This is a genomic window from Pseudomonas gessardii (genome assembly GCF_001983165.1).
In the GTDB taxonomy this organism is placed as follows: domain Bacteria; phylum Pseudomonadota; class Gammaproteobacteria; order Pseudomonadales; family Pseudomonadaceae; genus Aquipseudomonas; species Aquipseudomonas gessardii.
In genome coordinates, this window is the sequence record NZ_MNPU01000009.1 from 87,069 (window position 1) to 104,194 (window position 17,126).

Genomic DNA, 17,126 nt, shown 5'->3' on the forward strand with positions numbered 1-17,126 from the left:
TTTGAGAACATCCTGTACCCCGCTGTGACCGTACAGCCAAAGTGGGTCGCTAAACGACGTATTTAGTCTAATTTTCACAACCGCAACTCATCATGTAGTATGCCTCGGCGCGCACTACATAACGTTAGGTCGATGTCTGCCCAGGCGCCGTCGTAACCCCGAACACCCCGTCAGCCTGCCTTGCGCCGTTGATTGGAACCACCCAGCCGCCGTGATGGCATGTACTGGTGCCGGGTTTGTGGTTTAAATGGCCAGAGGCTTCATTGGTAAATTGAAAAGCTGAAAAGCGAATTAGCTCCGCAGAGTGAGGCAAGCAATGACTGAACACGTTCAAGTCGGTGGCCTGCAGGTCGCCAAAGTCCTGTTCGACTTCGTGAACAACGAAGCCATTCCCGGTACCGGCCTGACCGCCGACCAGTTCTGGGCCGGTGCCGACAAGGTCATCCACGACCTGGCACCGAAGAACAAAGCCCTACTCGCCAAACGCGACGATTTCCAAGCGCGGATCGATACCTGGCACCAGACCCACGCCGGCCAGGCCCACGACGCGGTGGCCTACAAAGCCTTCCTGCAAGATATTGGCTACCTGCTGCCAGAAGCGGCGGATTTCCAAGCGACCACCCAAAACGTCGATGACGAAATCGCCCGCATGGCCGGCCCCCAGTTGGTCGTGCCGGTGATGAATGCGCGGTTCGCCCTCAACGCCTCCAACGCGCGCTGGGGCTCGCTGTACGACGCGCTATATGGCACCGACGCCATCAGCGAAGCCAACGGCGCCGAGAAAGGCCAGGGCTACAACAAGGTGCGCGGTGACAAGGTTATCGCCTTCGCCCGTGCCTTCCTCGACGAAGCCGCCCCGCTCGCCGCCGGTAGCCATGCCGATTCCACCGCCTACAAGATCGTCGAAGGCAAGCTGGTGGTCAGCCTCAAGGGCGGCAGCAACAGCGGCCTGCGCAGCGACGCCCAGTTGATCGGCTACCAGGGCGATGCCGCCCAGCCCATCGCCATCTTGTTGAAGCACAACGGCCTGCATTTTGAAATCCAGGTCGATGCCAGCACCCCGGTCGGCCAGACCGACGCCGCCGGCGTCAAAGACATCCTGATGGAAGCCGCGCTGACCACCATCATGGACTGCGAAGACTCGGTGGCCGCCGTCGATGCCGATGACAAAGTGGTGATCTACCGCAACTGGCTCGGCCTGATGAAGGGCGACCTGGCCGAAGAAGTGGCCAAGGGCGGCAAGACCTTCACCCGCACCATGAACGCCGACCGCACCTACACCGGTGTCGATGGCAATGCCGTGACCTTGCACGGTCGCTCGCTGTTGTTCGTGCGCAACGTTGGCCACCTGATGACCATCGACGCGATCCTCGACGCCCAGGGCAATGAAGTGCCTGAAGGCATCCTCGATGGCCTGATCACCAGCCTGGCCGCGGTCCACAGCCTCAATGGCAACAACAGCCGCAAGAACAGTCGTACCGGCTCGGTGTATATCGTCAAGCCGAAAATGCACGGCCCGGAAGAAGCGGCGTTCACCAACGAGCTGTTCGGCCGCATTGAACACGTGCTGAACCTGCCGCACAACACCCTCAAGGTCGGGATCATGGACGAGGAGCGCCGCACCACGGTCAACCTCAAGGCCTGCATCAAGGCGGCCAGCGAGCGCGTGGTGTTTATCAACACCGGCTTCCTCGACCGTACCGGCGACGAAATCCACACCTCCATGGAAGCCGGCGCGATGGTGCGCAAAGCCGCGATGAAGGCCGAAAAATGGATTGGCGCCTACGAGAACTGGAACGTCGATATCGGCCTGAGCACCGGCCTGCAAGGCCGCGCGCAGATCGGTAAAGGCATGTGGGCCATGCCCGACCTGATGGCGGCCATGCTCGAACAGAAAATCGCACACCCGCTGGCCGGCGCCAACACCGCGTGGGTGCCGTCGCCGACCGCCGCGGCCTTGCACGCGTTGCATTACCACAAGGTCGACGTGTTTGCCCGCCAGGCCGAACTGGCCACGCGCGCACGGGCTTCGGTGGACGATATCCTGACCATCCCGCTGGCGCAGAACACCGACTGGTCCGAGGAAGAAATCCGCAACGAACTGGACAACAACGCCCAGGGCATCCTCGGTTATGTGGTGCGCTGGATCGACCAGGGCGTGGGTTGCTCGAAAGTGCCGGACATCCACGATGTGGGCCTGATGGAAGACCGCGCTACCCTGCGTATCTCCAGCCAGCACATTGCCAACTGGCTGCGCCATGGCGTCGTCAACGAAGCCCAGGTGCTGGAAAGCCTCAAGCGCATGGCGCCGGTGGTGGATCGGCAAAATGCCGGTGATGCGCTGTACCGCCCGCTGGCTCCGGATTTCGACAGCAATATCGCGTTCCAGGCCGCGGTGGAGTTGGTGATTGAAGGGACCAAACAGCCCAATGGTTATACCGAGCCGGTGTTGCATCGGCGGAGGCGGGAGTTCAAGGCCAGGAATGGTTTGTAACTGGTCATTGAAATGAAAAAAGCCCTGGTCATATGGCCGGGGCTTTTTTATATCGCGGGTATCAACGCTTAGTTGACCACCATGGTGTAAGTCCCCGTAAGTGTGAGTTCCATATTAGGCGCAGTATCAGGCCTTCCAGAAACTCTTACGCCGGTCAATGTGCCCTTCTGTGTATTACCGAGGACGATCACTGTGATGGTGCCTCCAACCGGGTGCTCAAAATCGCCTCCAAAAGTACTTTTATACTTTATGCCATATTGCGTGTGCGTTAGCGTATGGGTCCCTTGCCCCAAGGGTGTGCGATAGTCAATTTCCAGATAAGTAGCACCACCTGTGTCGTCGAACCTGACCATAAATTTTTGGCCACGAAACTCATCCGGATGAAAAGGGTCCCGGTTATCATCTATATCCGCGTTTATTTTTGCTTCGACTACTGTTGGGCCATTACCACTACAAATATCACTCATGGTGAACTCCTGTTCGTTTAGTTAGTAGAGGCACTGATCCCAAACCAGCACCCTCCCAACGATTAAACAGGCCCCCCCAAAACCGCCGATACTGTGAAATCTGACAGTGCCGACCAACGGTCAACCCCCGCCTACTGCGCCATCCCCAACTCACGCTTGACCATCTTCGCCAACTTCACGCTATCAATCGGCTTGAGCAAAAAGTCCACCACGCTCAAATGCATGGCGTCGATCACATCCGGTGCGTCGGCGTCCCCCGACATGATGATGATCGGCAATGCCGCCCGGGGAGAGTTGCGCACCTGGCGAATCAATTCCAGGCCATTGCTGGGTGCCATGCGCAGATCGGTGATCAATAAACCGATGGACGTGTTGGCGCTCAACAAATCCCACGCGGCCTGGCCACTGGCCGCCGTCATGCAACGAATACCATCCATCCCGAGAATTTGCGCCAGCAGTTCACAGGAGTCTTTATCGTCGTCCACGATCAATACCCGTTGCGGCGGCAAATCAGGCTCCAGCATCACGGCGCTCAGCGCCTCGCGCTCGGCCTCACTCAAAATATCGTCGTCGGACATACGTTTCTCAGGTCATTTTTATCACTCTCCCGGCACAGAAGTCAGACATCGCCGGAAGGGCGAACAATGTGCACTTCGTCGGAAAGTTTTCCTAGTGGGCGTTCTACGGGTTCGGGACGATTTTCATGTAAGGTTTTTCCCTAGTTTTTGAAGGCCGGATAGCTACCTAGACTTACGTCCAATGGGCACCCGCCGCGTAGGGACCGACCATGAGGGACGATAACGACAAAAAAACTGCGGTCATGGTTATGAGTAAAGCTGACGCTTTCACCCAGGCAGGGAAAACTGCGGTGTTGCAGAACATTCACGGCACCCTGCAGTTCCTGCAACACTTCCCGCCCTTCAACCAGATGGAAAACGCCCACCTGGCGTTTCTGGTGGAGCAGTGCCAATTGCGCTTCTACGGCCCCGGCGAGAGCATTCTCAAGCCATCGGCAGGCCCGGTGGAGCACTTCTATATCGTCAAGCAGGGGCGCGTGATCGGTGAACGGCCGGACTCGGCGCAAACCACCTTCGAGATCACCACCGGCGAATGCTTCCCCCTGGCCGCGCTGCTGGGGGAGCGGGCGACCCGCACCGAACACAAGGCCGCCGAAGACACCTTCTGCCTGCAATTGAACAAGCCGGCGTTTATCAAGCTGTTTGCCCTGTCCGGCCCGTTCCGTGACTTTGCCTTGCGCGGGGTCAGCAGCCTGTTGGACCAGGTCAACCAGCAAGTCCAGCAGAAAGCCGTGGAAAATCTCGGCACCCAGTATTCGCTGAACACCCGCCTCGGCGAATTGGCCATGCGCCATCCGGTGACATGCGGCCCGCTGACGCCGCTGCGTGAGGCGGTCACGCAGATGCATGAGCAGCAGGTCGGCAGCATTGTGGTGGTCGATGAGCACAAGGCGCCCCTGGGGATTTTCACCCTGCGTGACCTGCGCCATGTAGTGGCCGACGGCACTAGTGACTTCACCCAGGCCATCGCACAGCATATGACCCAGGCACCGTTCTTCCTCAGCCCGGATCACAGTGCCTTCGACGCGGCGATTGCCATGACCGAACGGCATATCGCCCATGTGTGCCTGGTCAAGGATCAGCGCCTGTGTGGCGTGGTGTCCGAGCGCGATCTGTTTTCCCTGCAACGGGTCGACCTGGTGCACCTGGCGCGCACCATCCGTAATGCGCCCCGGGTGGACAACCTGGTGGCGATCCGGGGTGAGATCGGCCAGTTGGTCGAACGCATGCTGGCCCATGGCGCGTCCTCGACCCAGATCACCCATATCATCACGTTGCTCAACGATCACACGGTGTGCCGGGTCATCGAACTGAGCATCGCCGACAAAGGCGACCCCGGTGTGCCCTTCAGCTGGCTGTGTTTCGGCAGCGAAGGCCGCCGCGAGCAAACCCTGCATACCGACCAGGACAACGGCATCCTGTTCGAGGCCCGCGACGCCGCCCATGCCGCCGAGATTCGCGGCCTGCTGCTGCCCCTGGCGCAGCAGATCAACCAGAGCCTGGCGCTGTGCGGCTTTACCCTGTGCAAAGGCAATATCATGGCCGGCAACCCCGAGCTGTGCCTGTCCCGTGCCGAATGGGCCCGGCGTTTTGCCGCGATGATCCGCGAGGCGACGCCAGAGAACCTGCTCAAATCCAGCATCTACTTCGACCTGCGGGTGGTGTGGGGCGATGAACAAGGCTGCGAGCAACTGCGCCAGGGCATTCTTGAGCAGGTGGCGGACAACCGTCTGTTCCAACGGATGCTGGCCGAGAACGCCTTGCGCCAGCGCCCGCCGGTGGGGCGTTTCCGCGATTTTGTGCTGACGCGCAAAGGCGCGGACAAGGCCACCCTCGACCTTAAGGTGCAGGGCCTGACGCCCTTCGTCGATGGCGCCCGCCTGCTGGCCCTGGCCAATGGTATCGCCGCCAACAACACCCTGGAGCGCTTGCGCCAACTGGTGGATAAGGCCGTGATCGAACGCCTGGACGGCGCGGCCTATGAAGAGGCCTACCACTTTATCCAGCAAACCCGCATGCAACAGCACCAGTTGCAGACCCGCGAGAACCTGCCGTACTCCAATCGGGTCGATCCCGACAGCCTCAACCACCTGGACCGGCGCATCCTGCGCGAATCCCTGCGCCAGGCCCAACGCCTGCAAAGCAGCCTGGCCCTGAGGTATCAGCTGTGAGCCTGTTCAATTGGCTGCGCCCTGCCCGGCCAGGCCTGGATGCCCGGCAACAGGCGCGCCTGCAACAGCTGGCCGCCCCCAAGGCGCTCGGTGAGCACAGTCTGCGCGAGCAGCGCTGGGTGGTGCTGGACCTGGAAACCAGCGGCCTGAACCTTAATCGCGACCAGGTACTGTCGATTGGCGCGGTGGTGATCGAAGACGGCGCCATCGACTTTTCCCAGCAGTTTGAACGAACCCTGCAGCGGGCGGAAACCAAACTCAGCCCCAGCGTACTGATCCACGGCCTCGGCCCCAGTGCAATCGCCGCCGGGTGCGATCCGGTCGAGGCGTTGCTGGACTTCATGGCCTTTGTCGGCGACAGCCCGCTGCTGGCGTTCCATGCCCCGTTCGACCAACACATGCTTGGGCGCGCGCTCAAGGACAGCCTGGGTTATCGCCTGGCTCATCCATTCCTCGACGTGGCGGACCTGGCGCCGCTGCTGTGCCCGCAAGCGCATATCCGCGAAGCGGGCCTGGATGACTGGCTCGCCCATTTCAACCTGCAGGTGGGTGAGCGCCATCATGCCAGCGCCGATGCCCTGGCCACTGCCGAACTGATGTTGATTCTGTTCAGCCGCGCCCGCCAGCAAGGGCTGGACAGCCCTGGCGCGTTGCAGCAGCGCCTGGGCCAGTGGAAACGTCGCAAGCAGGCCCCCTCCCTATAGGCAGCATCAGCCGACCAACGCCAATTGCACCCATGCGCTGCCTCTGCCACAATCGCGAATAATTCTCGTTAGTTTAAACATCTCGATTGGTGATGCCTTGTCGTCAGCCCAAAGTCCCCACCGTGAGCTCGTTGGCACGTTGTACCGTGACCATCGCGGCTGGCTGCTGGCGTGGCTGCGGCGCAACGTGGCCTGCCCCAGCCGGGCCGAGGACCTGAGCCAGGACACCTTCATGCGCCTGCTGGGCCGTGCAGAACTGCGCGAACCCCGCGAACCCCGGGCATTCCTGGTGGCCATCGCCAAGGGCCTGTTGTTCGACTATTTCCGCCGCGCCGCGCTGGAACAGGCGTACCTCAGCGAACTGATGCTGCTCCCGGAAAGCGAACACCCATCCCCAGAAGCGCAGCACCTGATCCTCGAAGACCTCAAGGCCATCGACCGCCTGCTCGGCAAACTCTCCAGCAAGGCCCGCGCCGCCTTCCTCTATAACCGCCTCGACGGCCTGGGCCATGCCGAAATCGCCCAGCGCCTGGGGGTTTCCGTGCCCCGTGTGCGGCAGTACCTGGCCCAGGGCATTCGCCAGTGCTATATCGCCCTGTATGGCCAGCCGCTGTGAGCCAGGTCAGTTCCAGGCCGGTCAGCGCGCGGGTGCTGGATGCGGCGATTGCCTGGCAACTGTCCCTGGACTCCGGGGACGGCGGCGCCGTCGAGCATGAAGCCTTCAATCAATGGCTGGCCAGCAGCGAAGAACACGCCCGCGCCTGGCGCCAGCTGGGCATGCTCGACCAGCGCTTCAGCGTGGCCAACGGCCCGGCCCGGGCGGCGTTGCTGCAATCGCGCGAAGGCATTCGGCGCCGGGTGCGCAAGCTCGGCAGCGGCCTGGCCAGTGTGGTGCTGGTCTGCGGCCTGGCGCTGTTCGCCGGCCAGCGCTACGTGCCGATCCACTATTGGCTGGCCGACCAACGCACCGCCACCGGTGAACAGCGCACGCTGAAACTGGCCGATGGCACCCTGGTCAACCTCAACACCCACAGCGCCATTGATGTGCGCTTCGATGAAAAGCGCCGGGTGATCGTGTTGCAGGAAGGCGAGATTCTCGTCGAAACCGGCCACAACGATGCCCGCCCCTTTGTCGTCGAGACCCGCGAAGGCAGCCTGCGCGCCCTGGGTACGCGCTTTATCGTCAAGCGCGAGGCAGACGGCACGCGGCTCAGCGTGTTGCAGTCGGCCGTGGCGGCGCAGCCCGGGGCCTTGCAGCAGGAGCAGGTGTTCAAGGAAGGCCAGCAGGTACTGATGCGCCGTGACGGCCTTGGCCCGCTGCTGGCCGTTACCCCCGGCACCGATGCCTGGACCCGTGGCATGTTGGTGGTCGATAACGCGCGCCTGGGGGATGTGATCGGGGAACTCGGGCGCTACCGCACCGGCTACCTGGGCGTGGACCCGCAAGTGGCCGACCTGCGCATCACCGGCAGTTTTCCGCTGCAGGACACCAACCTGGCCTTGAATGCGCTGCTGCCAACCTTGCCAGTACAGATCCGCCAGCGTACGCCGTGGTGGGTGACGGTGCTGCCAAAGGTTGCGGGCAACCCTTAGGGCCCATCGCAGGCAAGCCAGCTCCCACCTTTGACAGTGCTCACCCATCAAAATGTGGGAGCGGGCTTGCCCGCGATGAGGCCCTCAAAGCCCCCCCATTCCCCCCAGGCAAAAAATATTTCCACCTCCCCTATCACTTTTTGATTCTCGTTCGGCACACAGGCAATTGAGAAATATTTCCATTCAGGAGCCACCCTATGTCCCGCACGCTAGACACCTTGTTGCGCCCCAGCCTGTTAGCCGTGGCCATTGCCCTCAGCGCCCCGCTGGCCAGCACCTCGTTGTTCGCCGCCGAACAGGCATCTAGCGTACGCGCCTACAACCTGCCGGCCGCACCGTTGACCAGCACCCTGAACCAGATCGCCAGCCAGGCCGGCCTCGCACTGACCCTCAGCCCAGCGCTGGCAGCCGGCAAGACCTCGGCCCCGGTCCAGGGCCAGTTCGATGCCCCGAGCGCATTGCGCGAGGCCTTGCGCGGCACGGGTTTGCAGTTGGAACAGAGCAGCGCCGGCACCTACAGCCTGGTGGCACTCCCAGAGGGCGTGCTAGCGCTGCCAGAGACCAACATCACCGGGCAGGGCAATTATGAAAGTGCGTGGGGGCCGGTGGAGGGTTATGTGGCTACGCGTACGGCGGCGGGGAGCAAGACTGATACGCCGATTGCCGAGTTGCCACGCTCAGTGACGGTAATCACCCGTAAGCAAATGGAAGACCGCTCCGTTCTCAATCTTAATGACGCGCTGCGCTACACCGCTGGCGTGCAGAGCAGCGGCTACGGTTCCGACTCGCGCAGCGACTGGTTGCTGGTGCGTGGTTTTGTACCGACCCAATTCCTTGATGGCTTACCGCTGCCAAAAGGTAACTACGCCACACCAAAAGTCGATACCTGGAATCTGGAGCGTATCGCCGTACTACGCGGCCCCGCTTCATCCGTCTACGGCCAGACCCCTCCCGGCGGCCTGCTGGATATGGTCAGCCGCCGTCCACAGGCTGAAAGCAGCCATGAGATTGCAGTACAAACCGGCAGCAACAACCACAAGCAAATCAACTTCGACAGCACCGGCAAGATCGATGATGAAGGGCAGTTTCTCTATCGTGTCAGCGGCGTGGTACGAGACAGTGGCACTCCGGTCGATCATATCCCGGACAAGCGCTATAACATCGCGCCCAGTCTGACCTGGAACATCAACGACGACACCAAGTTAACCCTGCTTTCGCAGTTCACCCGCGACGATACCGGGATCACTGGGCAGTTCCTGCCGCTGCAAGGCACTAAGCTGAATTCGCCAGCCGGTAAAATTTCCCATCACAAGAACCTCGGTGATCCTGACTGGGAGTTCTACGACCGAACTTACTACGCGCTCGGCTATGCCTTTGAAACACGACTGAATGACACCTGGCAGTTTCGCCAGAACCTACGCTACACCAAAAATGACTTGTCATTCCAGGGCATCACTGCGGGCGGCAGCTTTTGGCCAAACGGTCCTGAATTGGCTGTTGACGCCGATGGCAACGTAAGCCGTTCTGCCGGCAAGGTCGACGAAAACATCGGTCAATTTGCCGTAGACAACAACTTCCAGGCGGACTTCCAGACCGGCGCCGTGAGCCACACCCTGTTGCTGGGCCTGGACCACCAACGTTCCGATGCCGATGCCCGCTGGCTGTGGGGCTCTGCTGGGGTTCCTACCATCAACTTCAATCGCCCGGTGTACGGCCAGGACTTCTCCAAAGTCCAGTACTTCAGCATGTATGACTATACCCAGAAGACTCAGCAAACCGGCCTCTACTTCCAAGACCAAATGGCCCTCGACAACTGGCGCCTGACGCTCGGCGGGCGTGAAGACTGGGTACATACCGGTACAACCTTCCACAACCAGAACGGTGCCACCAACACCCAGCGCGACAAGCAATTCAGCGGTAACGCAGCGCTCAGTTATGTGTTCGACAATGGCATCACGCCCTACCTGTCCTACGCCGAATCATTCCAGGCCGGTTCCGGCACCCAAGTGCTCAGCACGGGCGCGTTCAAGCCCACCGAGGGCAAGCAATACGAAGCCGGTATCAAGTACCAGCCTCCTGGCACCAAGGCCTTGTTGACCGCCGCCGTGTTCGACCTGACCCAGACCAATACCTCGGTTACCGAGGGTGGCGTCACTCGGCAAGTGGGTGAAGTACAGGTGCGAGGCCTGGAACTGGAGGCCAGCGCTGACGTCACTGAAAGCCTCAAGCTCGTGGGTTCGTATACCTATAACGACAGTGAGATCACCAAAGGGGCTGCCGAAGAAAAAGGCAACCGCATGAATCAGGTACCTCGCAACCAAGCCACCGCCTGGGCCGACTACACCTGGCGCAGCGGGCCGCTGGACGGCTTCGGCGTTGGCGCAGGCGTGCGTTATGTAGGTGACACCTACGGCAATGCCGCCAACACCGACTGGGGCCATGTGGGCTCCTACACGGTATACGACGCCTCGGCCCACTACGACCTTGGCCGCGTCAGCAACACCCTCAAAGGTGTCACGGTGGCTGTCGATGCCAAGAACATCTTCAACAAGGACTACCTGGCTACCTGTGACGGTTTCTACTGCTACTACGGCGACCAGCGTAACGTCGTCGCCAGCGTGAACTACAAATTCTAAGACGGTTAAAAACCGCAGATAAAGGGCCGCCCAATTGCGGCCCTTTTGCCTCTTGGAGCCGTGATGAAAAGCACAACCATCCGCCGCTGGTCCTTCATCCACACCTGGACCAGCCTGATCTGCACCGTGTTCCTGCTGATGCTGGCGCTGACCGGCCTGCCGTTGATCTTTCACCATGAGATCGATCACCTGCTGGGCAACGAACCCGAGCTCAAGCAGATGCCAGCCGATACCCCGCAGCTCAACCTTGAGCAACTGGTGGCCAAGGCCCAGGCCCATCGCCCTGGCGAAGCCATGCAATACCTGGCCTGGGACGAAGACGACAAGAACGGTGTGATTGCGATCATGGCGGCCACCGCCGGCACCGAGCCCAATTCGTCCCACACCTTCATGCTTGATGCGCGCACCGGCGAAAGCGTGGAGATGCCGTCGGCCAATGGCGGCTTGACGATGTTCCTGCTGCGCCTGCATGTGGATATGTTCGCCGGCCTGCCGGGCAAGTTGCTGCTGGCCTTGATGGGCGTGCTGTTTGTGCTGGCGATTGTTTCCGGCACGGTGTTGTACCTGCCGTTTATGCGGCGCCTGAAGTTCGCCACGGTGCGCCAGGACAAGTCCACGCGCCTGCGCTGGCTGGACCTGCATAACCTGATCGGCGTCGTCACCCTGACCTGGGCCCTGGTGGTGGGCGTTACCGGGGTGATCAGCGCCTGTGCCGACCTGATCATCGCTGCGTGGCGCAATGACAGCCTCACCGCCATGATCGAGCCGTACAAGAACGCCGCGCCGCTGACCCTGCGCGCGCCGGCCACCGACCTGCTGAAAATCGCCGAGCAGGCCGCGCCGGGCATGACCCCGGACTTTATTGCCTTCCCGGGTACGCGCTTTTCCAGCGAACACCACTACGCGGTGTTTATGAAAGGCAGCACGCACCTGACCTCGCACCTGCTGACCCCGGTGCTGATCGATGCCAGCGACCTGCGCGTCACCGCCGTCGCCGAGCGGCCGTGGTACATGGACGCCATGGGCATGTCCCAGCCCCTGCACTTTGGCGACTACGGCGGCATGCCGATGAAGATCCTCTGGGCGGTGATGGATGTGCTGACCATCATTGTGCTGGGCAGCGGTGTGTACCTGTGGCGGGTGCGGCGCAAGGCGGCCAGGCCATGAGGCCGCGGCAGTCGAATTTCTGGAAGGTGTTCGGGGTGCCGCTGGGGATCGGGCTGCTTAGCGCCGCCGGGTTGTTTGCGGCGTTGCTGGGGGATGGGGGTTGGGATTCCCTGAGCTGGATTGGGCTGGGTGTCCCGGCGGTCATCGGTGTCGGGGGGTTGCTGCGGCGGCCGTGAGGACGCCATCGCAGGCAAGCCAGCTCCCACATTTGACGGTGTTCACCCATCAAAATGTGGGAGCTGGCTTGCCTGCGATCTGGCCCGCAAAAACAACCAAGATCCCCCTCGCCAGCCCCACTACAACTGTCTAGTCTATGGCCGACCCTTTCCGAGGATTGCCCATGTTCGCGCCCAGCATGACCTTGTTCCACAACCCCGCTTCGCCGTTTGTCCGCAAAGTCCTGGTGCTGCTCCACGAAACCGGCCAGCAGGACCGGGTGGCCCTGGAAACCGTGCTGGTCACGCCGGTCAGCCCGGTCACCGCGCTGAACGAGGGCAACCCGGTAGGCAAGATCCCGGCCCTGCGCCTGGCCGATGGCAATCTGTTGCACGACAGCCGGGTGATCCTCGATTACTTCGACCACCAGCATGTCGGCACCCCGTTGATCCCCCGTGACGGCTCGGCCCGCTGGCGGCGCCTGACCCTGGCCTCGATGGCCGATGGGATCATGGACGCCGCCGTGTTGGTGCGTTACGAAACCGCCCTGCGCCCGGCGGATAAACACTGGGACAGCTGGCTGCAAGAGCAGCGCAACAAGATCCGCCGCACCCTGGCCGAGTTGGAACAGGACACCATCGCCGAGTTGGCCAGCCATTTCGACATCGCCGCGATCAGTGTCGCCTGTGCCTTGGGTTACCTGGACTTGCGCCACCCGGACCTGCGGTGGCGTTCAAGCAACCCCAAGCTGGCCGCCTGGTACGCCGAGGTCAGCCAGCGGCCTTCGATGCTGGCGACTCAGCCACCGGCCTGACCGTCGCCCGCCCTGGAGCGAGCGGGCTCACGAAGGTCTTCCCTTTTTCACGAGCCAGCTCGTGCCGACAGGGGATGGGGAGCAATGTCCGAATCATTGCCAGCAACTCTCCCCTCTCCCGCTGATCCTCCCGCAGCCCGATCATTGCATCACCTCCAGCCCGTCAGCCTTGCGTTTGCCCACGCCATACCAGTCCAGTTTGCGCGTCAGCACCATCACCGTGCCCAACAGCCCGAACAGCAACAGCGAGCCCATCAACAGCGCGTAGTCCTCGGCACTCAACAGCCCGTACAGCAAGCCGTACAACGCCGCCAACCCCGCCGAAAACCCCAGGCCGTGGGCCACGCTGCGCAGCACATGGCACACATAAAAACCGATCAACAACACACAGGCACTGGCCGAGACCAGGTACGCCAGGGCAAAGCCGATATGCTCGGACAACGACAACAGCAGCAGGTAGAAAAACGCCAGGGCCACCCCCACCAATGCGTACTGGATCGGGTGCACCGCCAGGCTCTTGAGCACTTCAAACAGGAAGAAACCGGCGAATGTCAGGGCAATGAACAACAGCGCATATTTGATCGCGCGGTCGCTCTTGAGGTACTGGTCCACCGGGTCGATGAAGTTCACGCCAAAGCTGCGCTCGTTGAAGTCCTCGCAGCGACTGCCGACCACACAGCCGGACAACGACTCCTCAAGGTTGGTGGAGAAGAACGAGGTCTGCCAGTTGGCGCTAAAGCCCTGGTCGTTGATCTCGCGCTGCGCCGGCAGGAAGTTGCCGACAAAGCTGGGATGGGGCCAGTTGGAGGCCAGCTTGACCTTGGTGGTCTTGCCCACCGGCAGTACTTGCAGTTGTTCGGTGCCTTGCAGGCGCAGGTCGAAGGCAAAATCCAGCGGTGTGGGGTTCTTGCTGTCCTGGGCCGGCAACATCACGTGCACGCCGGCGCCGAGAAAACTCACCTGGGTGCCCGGGGCAAACTCCAGGCGTTGGCTGCCCAGCTCCAGTTTCAGGGCGTTTTCAATCCCGCGGATGTCGCTGACCCCCACCGCCAGGAACGCCTGCTCAAACGTGTAATCGGCAAAATCTTCCTTGATGCCCATCTGCGCCGGTAGCACAAAGCGGCCACTGATGCGGTTGTCGGCATGGAACAGCCGCGCCTGGTAGATCCCCCGGGCCCGCAGTTCGGTTTGCACCTGGCCGTCAAGCTCGAACTGCTCCGGCAGGAAGTACAGGCGGCCCTGTTCTTCGCTGAGTACTTCATAGCGCTTGTTGAGTTTTTCGTTGAGCTTCCACTCACGCACGGTCTTGCGATACGGCACCACCATCAACGGCCCGCTGACTTGCTGGCTGTAGCTGGAGCTGCGGGCAATGTCCATCAACACGCCGTCGCGCAGTTCCTGGCGCTCGGTGATGATGCCGTTGATCATCAGCAACGGAATCAGCAATAGCAGGATCAGCAGCGCGATGGCGCCCAGTTTGAATAGCAGGCTGCGGTTCATGGGTCTCTCCCTGTTTTGATGGGGAGAGTCTGGCCGGGCCCTGTGGGGGATTTATGAGGGCAATGTGGAGACTGTGTGGAGATGCAGCACCGCCTCCACGCCCCCCGGCACGTTGCCGATCTGCAATGAGCCGCCGTGCAGCTTCATCACTTCCTCGACAAAGTTCAGGCCCAGGCCGGTGCTCTTGCGCCCGCTGGTCGGGCGCGGCAGGGAGTAGAAGCGCTCGCTCAGGCGTGGCAGGGCGTATTCGGGGATCGGCTCGGCCTGGTTGAACAGGCGCACATCCACCGCGTGATGCCGCACCTGGGCGCTAAAACGCAGCGTGCCGCCGGGTGGGGTGAAGTCCAGGGCGTTCTCCAGCAGATTGCCCAGGGCCTGGCGCAGCAAAAACGGCTCGCCATACAACTTGACGTCGGCCTCGATCAGGCGCTCGACCTGCAACCCGGCCTGCTCGATCCGCGCGCATTGCGCCTTGAGCACCTCATCGACCAAGGCGGCCAAAGGCACCGGGATTTGCTGCTCCAACCCCTGGCGCTGCTCGACCTGGGCCAGGTTCAGCAGGCGCTCGATCAACTGCTGCAAACGCGCGCTTTCGCTGGCGATATTACCGACAAACCGCTGCTGCTGGGCCGGGGTCATTTCCCCCTGCAACAGCTCCGCCGCGCCGCGAATCGCCGCCAACGGGCTTTTCAATTCATGGGTCAGGGTGTGCACGTAACGCTCGACGTAGGCCTTGCCTTCCAGTTGTGTGCGCATGTGCTCCACCGCGGTGGACAACTGCGCCAGTTCACCGCCGCGATAGTGTGGCAACTCGGCGCGGCGCCCTTCGCTGACGGCCTGGGCATAGGTGGTCAGGCGCCGTAGCGCGGCGCTCAACCACCAGGACAACAGTGCCCCCAGCAACAGGCCCAGCGCCACCAGACCGGCGCCATACCACAACAGGCGGCGCTCGGTACGGTCGACATAGGGCTGCAGCGAGCTGTTGGGCTTGGCCACGGTGACCACACCAATGATCTGCCCGTTATCGCGGATCGGCGCGCCCACGTGCATCACCGACGACGCCGGGTCATCGGCCTCGCTGCGGGTCGAACGGGCGCCGTACTCACCGCGCAGGGTCAGGTACACATCGTTCCATTTCGAGTAGTCCTGGCCCACTGCCGTACCGCTGGAGTCCAGCAATACAACGCCCTTGGCGTCCGTTACATAGATGCGGTGGTTGACCTGATTTTTCGCCAGGCCCCAGATGGTTGCACCCGGCTGGCGCTCGCCGTAGGCCTTAAGCACGGTGGGCCAGTGGCTTTGGCCGAGGGTGCCGTTCTTCACGTCATCGCGCAGGATTTCCGCCAGCAGGTTGGCGGTGTCCACCAGGGTTTCCTCGGTGGACTGACGCACGCCGGGGCGGATTTCCTTCATCACCGTGTTGAGCACAAAGTAGCCGGTGAGGCCGATAAACAGCGCATACACCAGGAAAATCCGCAGCCCCAGGCGCATCAGGCGTGGCTCGGGCTGTAGCTGTAGCCCAGGCCGCGATGGGTCTGGATCGGCTCGGCCTCGGCGGCCACGCCACGCAACTTGCTGCGCAGGCTTTTGATATGGCTGTCGATATTGCGCTCGTAGCCGGCATCGGCGGCCACGCCGACGGCATCCAGCAGTTGCTCGCGGCTGAACACCCGTTCGGGCTGCTCCAGCAGGCAGTTGAGCAGGCGGAATTCATGGCGGGTCAGGCCCAGTGGCTGGCCACGATACTGGATCTGCACCCGCTCGTGATCCACCTGGAACAGCCCGCCGCTGGCCGGCGCTGCCACCGGTGCCACGCGCTTGAGGATCGCCTTGACCCGCGCCGCCACTTCCCGTGGGCTGAAGGGCTTGACCACATAGTCGTCGGCGCCGATTTCCAGGCCCACCACCCGGTCGATCTCGCCGTCGCGGGCACTGAGGAACATCACCGGTACTTCGCTGAAGCGGCGCAGTTGCTTGCAGGTTTCAAAGCCGCTGATGTCCGGCAGGCCGATATCGAGGATCAGCAAGTCCGCCGGGGTTTGCCGTTGATGCTCCAGGGCAGACTGGCCGAGGGTCAGCCAGGTGGTGGTGAAACCCTCGCCCTGCAGGGCAAAAATCAGGGTATCGGCTATGGCCGCTTCGTCTTCGACAATCAGGATATGGGGCATGGCGTCCGAGCACAGGGAGCTAAAGGTGAACGGTGCCCCATGCCTGGTGCGGCGTCAATCAGCAGCCAGGCTTGTCGGCGGTATAGCGGCGGGCCGGGTTCACTGCGGCGCCGAACTCGCGTAGGGCCTTGGCGCCGATCAGCAGCGGGTAGTTGAAGCTGCTGCGGTCGGTCAGGTTGACCTCCACCGTGCGCTTGACCTTGCCCAGGCACATTTCCAGCTCTACCACCGGGCGCTTGGCCACGCTGGTGTCTTCCTTGTCTTCGTCTTCGTCGGCGCGGTTCTTGATCTTGCTGATGCGCGCCACTTTGTGTTCGTAGACCTTGTTACTCATATCCTTGCCGCTGAGGCGAAAGCGCACCCAGTCCTCGCCATCACGGGTAAAGGTTTCGATATCACGCGCCGACAGCGAAGCGGTCAGCGCGCCGGTGTCCATCTTGGCCTTGAAGGTCTCGCCGATTTCCGGCAACTGAATATATTCGTAGCGCCCGTACAGGGTCGGCTCGGCGGCCATCACCGGCAGGGCAATAAGGGCTGACAGGGCAAGGAGATATTTCACTTAGGGGGATTCCTTGAAGTAAGTAGGCCAATACTAGACTGCAAATACAGCCCGAAGTTGGATCATGCCCCAGCCTACGCAACACAACGTGAAACATTCGTCAGGTGAATTGCGATTTG

Annotated in this window: 15 protein-coding genes; 9 read left to right on the forward strand and 6 right to left on the reverse strand. The window is 61.8% G+C overall.

Going from position 1 to position 17,126, the window contains the following annotated elements; all coding sequences use genetic code 11:
• Window positions 1-316: 316 nt before the first annotated feature.
• Window positions 317-2,494 carry a malate synthase G gene (locus tag BLL38_RS09190; protein ID WP_076962271.1) on the forward strand — a complete coding sequence of 726 codons (2,178 nt, stop codon included), beginning with the start codon at window positions 317-319 and terminating at the stop codon, window positions 2,492-2,494.
• Window positions 2,495-2,562: 68 nt separating this feature from the next.
• Here BLL38_RS09190 and BLL38_RS09195 read toward each other — a convergent pair whose 3' ends face one another.
• Window positions 2,563-2,961, reverse strand: a complete 399-nt coding sequence (locus BLL38_RS09195; protein ID WP_076962272.1) for a hypothetical protein — start codon at window positions 2,959-2,961, stop codon at window positions 2,563-2,565.
• A 131-nt stretch (window positions 2,962-3,092) separates the two neighbouring features.
• On the reverse strand, window positions 3,093-3,539 hold the full coding sequence (locus tag BLL38_RS09200) for a response regulator (RefSeq protein WP_076962273.1): 447 nt from the start codon (window positions 3,537-3,539) through the stop codon (window positions 3,093-3,095).
• Window positions 3,540-3,787: 248 nt separating this feature from the next.
• Between BLL38_RS09200 and BLL38_RS09205 the strand changes: the two genes are divergently transcribed.
• The 8 genes from BLL38_RS09205 to BLL38_RS09240 all read left to right on the forward strand — a co-directional run bounded on the left by BLL38_RS09205 (window position 3,788) and on the right by BLL38_RS09240 (window position 12,780).
• Window positions 3,788-5,710, forward strand: coding sequence for a putative nucleotidyltransferase substrate binding domain-containing protein (locus tag BLL38_RS09205; RefSeq protein ID WP_076962274.1), 1,923 nt, complete (start codon window positions 3,788-3,790; stop codon window positions 5,708-5,710).
• Entirely contained in the window at window positions 5,707-6,414 is a 708-nt protein-coding gene (locus BLL38_RS09210; RefSeq protein ID WP_076962275.1) for a 3'-5' exonuclease, read from the forward strand. Before BLL38_RS09205 ends, BLL38_RS09210 begins: the two co-directional genes overlap by 4 nt.
• A gap of 97 nt (window positions 6,415-6,511) precedes the next feature.
• On the forward strand, window positions 6,512-7,030 hold the full coding sequence (locus BLL38_RS09215) for an RNA polymerase sigma factor (RefSeq protein ID WP_076962276.1): 519 nt from the start codon (window positions 6,512-6,514) through the stop codon (window positions 7,028-7,030).
• Window positions 7,027-8,007, forward strand: a complete 981-nt coding sequence (locus tag BLL38_RS09220; RefSeq protein WP_076962277.1) for a FecR domain-containing protein — start codon at window positions 7,027-7,029, stop codon at window positions 8,005-8,007. The genes BLL38_RS09215 and BLL38_RS09220 overlap by 4 nt, the downstream gene beginning before the upstream one ends.
• Window positions 8,008-8,204: 197 nt before the next feature.
• Window positions 8,205-10,643: a TonB-dependent siderophore receptor gene (locus BLL38_RS09225; protein ID WP_076962278.1), complete on the forward strand. Its 2,439-nt coding sequence runs from the start codon at window positions 8,205-8,207 to the stop codon at window positions 10,641-10,643.
• Between the two features lie 63 nt (window positions 10,644-10,706).
• The gene (locus BLL38_RS09230; RefSeq protein ID WP_076962279.1) at window positions 10,707-11,810 is read left to right on the forward strand and encodes a PepSY-associated TM helix domain-containing protein; all 1,104 of its coding nucleotides are present in this window, start codon (window positions 10,707-10,709) and stop codon (window positions 11,808-11,810) included.
• On the forward strand, window positions 11,807-11,986 hold the full coding sequence (locus tag BLL38_RS09235) for a hypothetical protein (protein ID WP_076962280.1): 180 nt from the start codon (window positions 11,807-11,809) through the stop codon (window positions 11,984-11,986). The genes BLL38_RS09230 and BLL38_RS09235 overlap by 4 nt, the downstream gene beginning before the upstream one ends.
• A 164-nt stretch (window positions 11,987-12,150) precedes the next feature.
• Window positions 12,151-12,780 carry a glutathione S-transferase family protein gene (locus BLL38_RS09240; protein ID WP_076962281.1) on the forward strand — a complete coding sequence of 210 codons (630 nt, stop codon included), beginning with the start codon at window positions 12,151-12,153 and terminating at the stop codon, window positions 12,778-12,780.
• A 141-nt stretch (window positions 12,781-12,921) separates the two neighbouring features.
• Here BLL38_RS09240 and creD read toward each other — a convergent pair whose 3' ends face one another.
• Genes creD through rloA2 form a run of 4 tightly spaced genes read right to left on the reverse strand, consistent with a single transcriptional unit; the run spans window position 12,922 to window position 17,007 of the window.
• On the reverse strand, window positions 12,922-14,280 hold the full coding sequence (gene creD, locus BLL38_RS09245; protein ID WP_076962282.1) for a cell envelope integrity protein CreD: 1,359 nt from the start codon (window positions 14,278-14,280) through the stop codon (window positions 12,922-12,924).
• Window positions 14,281-14,331: 51 nt separating this feature from the next.
• Window positions 14,332-15,771, reverse strand: coding sequence for a two-component system sensor histidine kinase CreC (gene creC, locus BLL38_RS09250; protein WP_076962283.1), 1,440 nt, complete (start codon window positions 15,769-15,771; stop codon window positions 14,332-14,334).
• Window positions 15,771-16,448, reverse strand: a complete 678-nt coding sequence (gene creB / locus BLL38_RS09255) for a two-component system response regulator CreB (RefSeq protein ID WP_076962284.1) — start codon at window positions 16,446-16,448, stop codon at window positions 15,771-15,773. Before creB ends, creC begins: the two co-directional genes overlap by 1 nt.
• A gap of 58 nt (window positions 16,449-16,506) precedes the next feature.
• Window positions 16,507-17,007: a retropepsin-like aspartic peptidase RloA2 gene (gene rloA2, locus BLL38_RS09260; protein ID WP_076962285.1), complete on the reverse strand. Its 501-nt coding sequence runs from the start codon at window positions 17,005-17,007 to the stop codon at window positions 16,507-16,509.
• Between the last annotated feature and the right edge of the window lie 119 nt (window positions 17,008-17,126).

What these genes read in the sequence shown, in the direction of transcription:
- BLL38_RS09190 (WP_076962271.1), top strand. Translation starts at nt 317, where the DNA reads ATGACTGAACACGTTCAAGTCGGTGGCCTGCAGGTCGCCAAAGTCCTG.
- BLL38_RS09195 (WP_076962272.1), bottom strand. Translation starts at nt 2,961, where the DNA reads ATGAGTGATATTTGTAGTGGTAATGGCCCAACAGTAGTCGAAGCAAAA.
- BLL38_RS09200 (WP_076962273.1), bottom strand. Translation starts at nt 3,539, where the DNA reads ATGTCCGACGACGATATTTTGAGTGAGGCCGAGCGCGAGGCGCTGAGC.
- BLL38_RS09205 (WP_076962274.1), top strand. Translation starts at nt 3,788, where the DNA reads ATGAGTAAAGCTGACGCTTTCACCCAGGCAGGGAAAACTGCGGTGTTG.
- BLL38_RS09225 (WP_076962278.1), top strand. Translation starts at nt 8,205, where the DNA reads ATGTCCCGCACGCTAGACACCTTGTTGCGCCCCAGCCTGTTAGCCGTG.
- BLL38_RS09230 (WP_076962279.1), top strand. Translation starts at nt 10,707, where the DNA reads ATGAAAAGCACAACCATCCGCCGCTGGTCCTTCATCCACACCTGGACC.
- BLL38_RS09235 (WP_076962280.1), top strand. Translation starts at nt 11,807, where the DNA reads ATGAGGCCGCGGCAGTCGAATTTCTGGAAGGTGTTCGGGGTGCCGCTG.
- BLL38_RS09240 (WP_076962281.1), top strand. Translation starts at nt 12,151, where the DNA reads ATGTTCGCGCCCAGCATGACCTTGTTCCACAACCCCGCTTCGCCGTTT.
- creD (WP_076962282.1), bottom strand. Translation starts at nt 14,280, where the DNA reads ATGAACCGCAGCCTGCTATTCAAACTGGGCGCCATCGCGCTGCTGATC.
- creC (WP_076962283.1), bottom strand. Translation starts at nt 15,771, where the DNA reads ATGCGCCTGGGGCTGCGGATTTTCCTGGTGTATGCGCTGTTTATCGGC.
- creB (WP_076962284.1), bottom strand. Translation starts at nt 16,448, where the DNA reads ATGCCCCATATCCTGATTGTCGAAGACGAAGCGGCCATAGCCGATACC.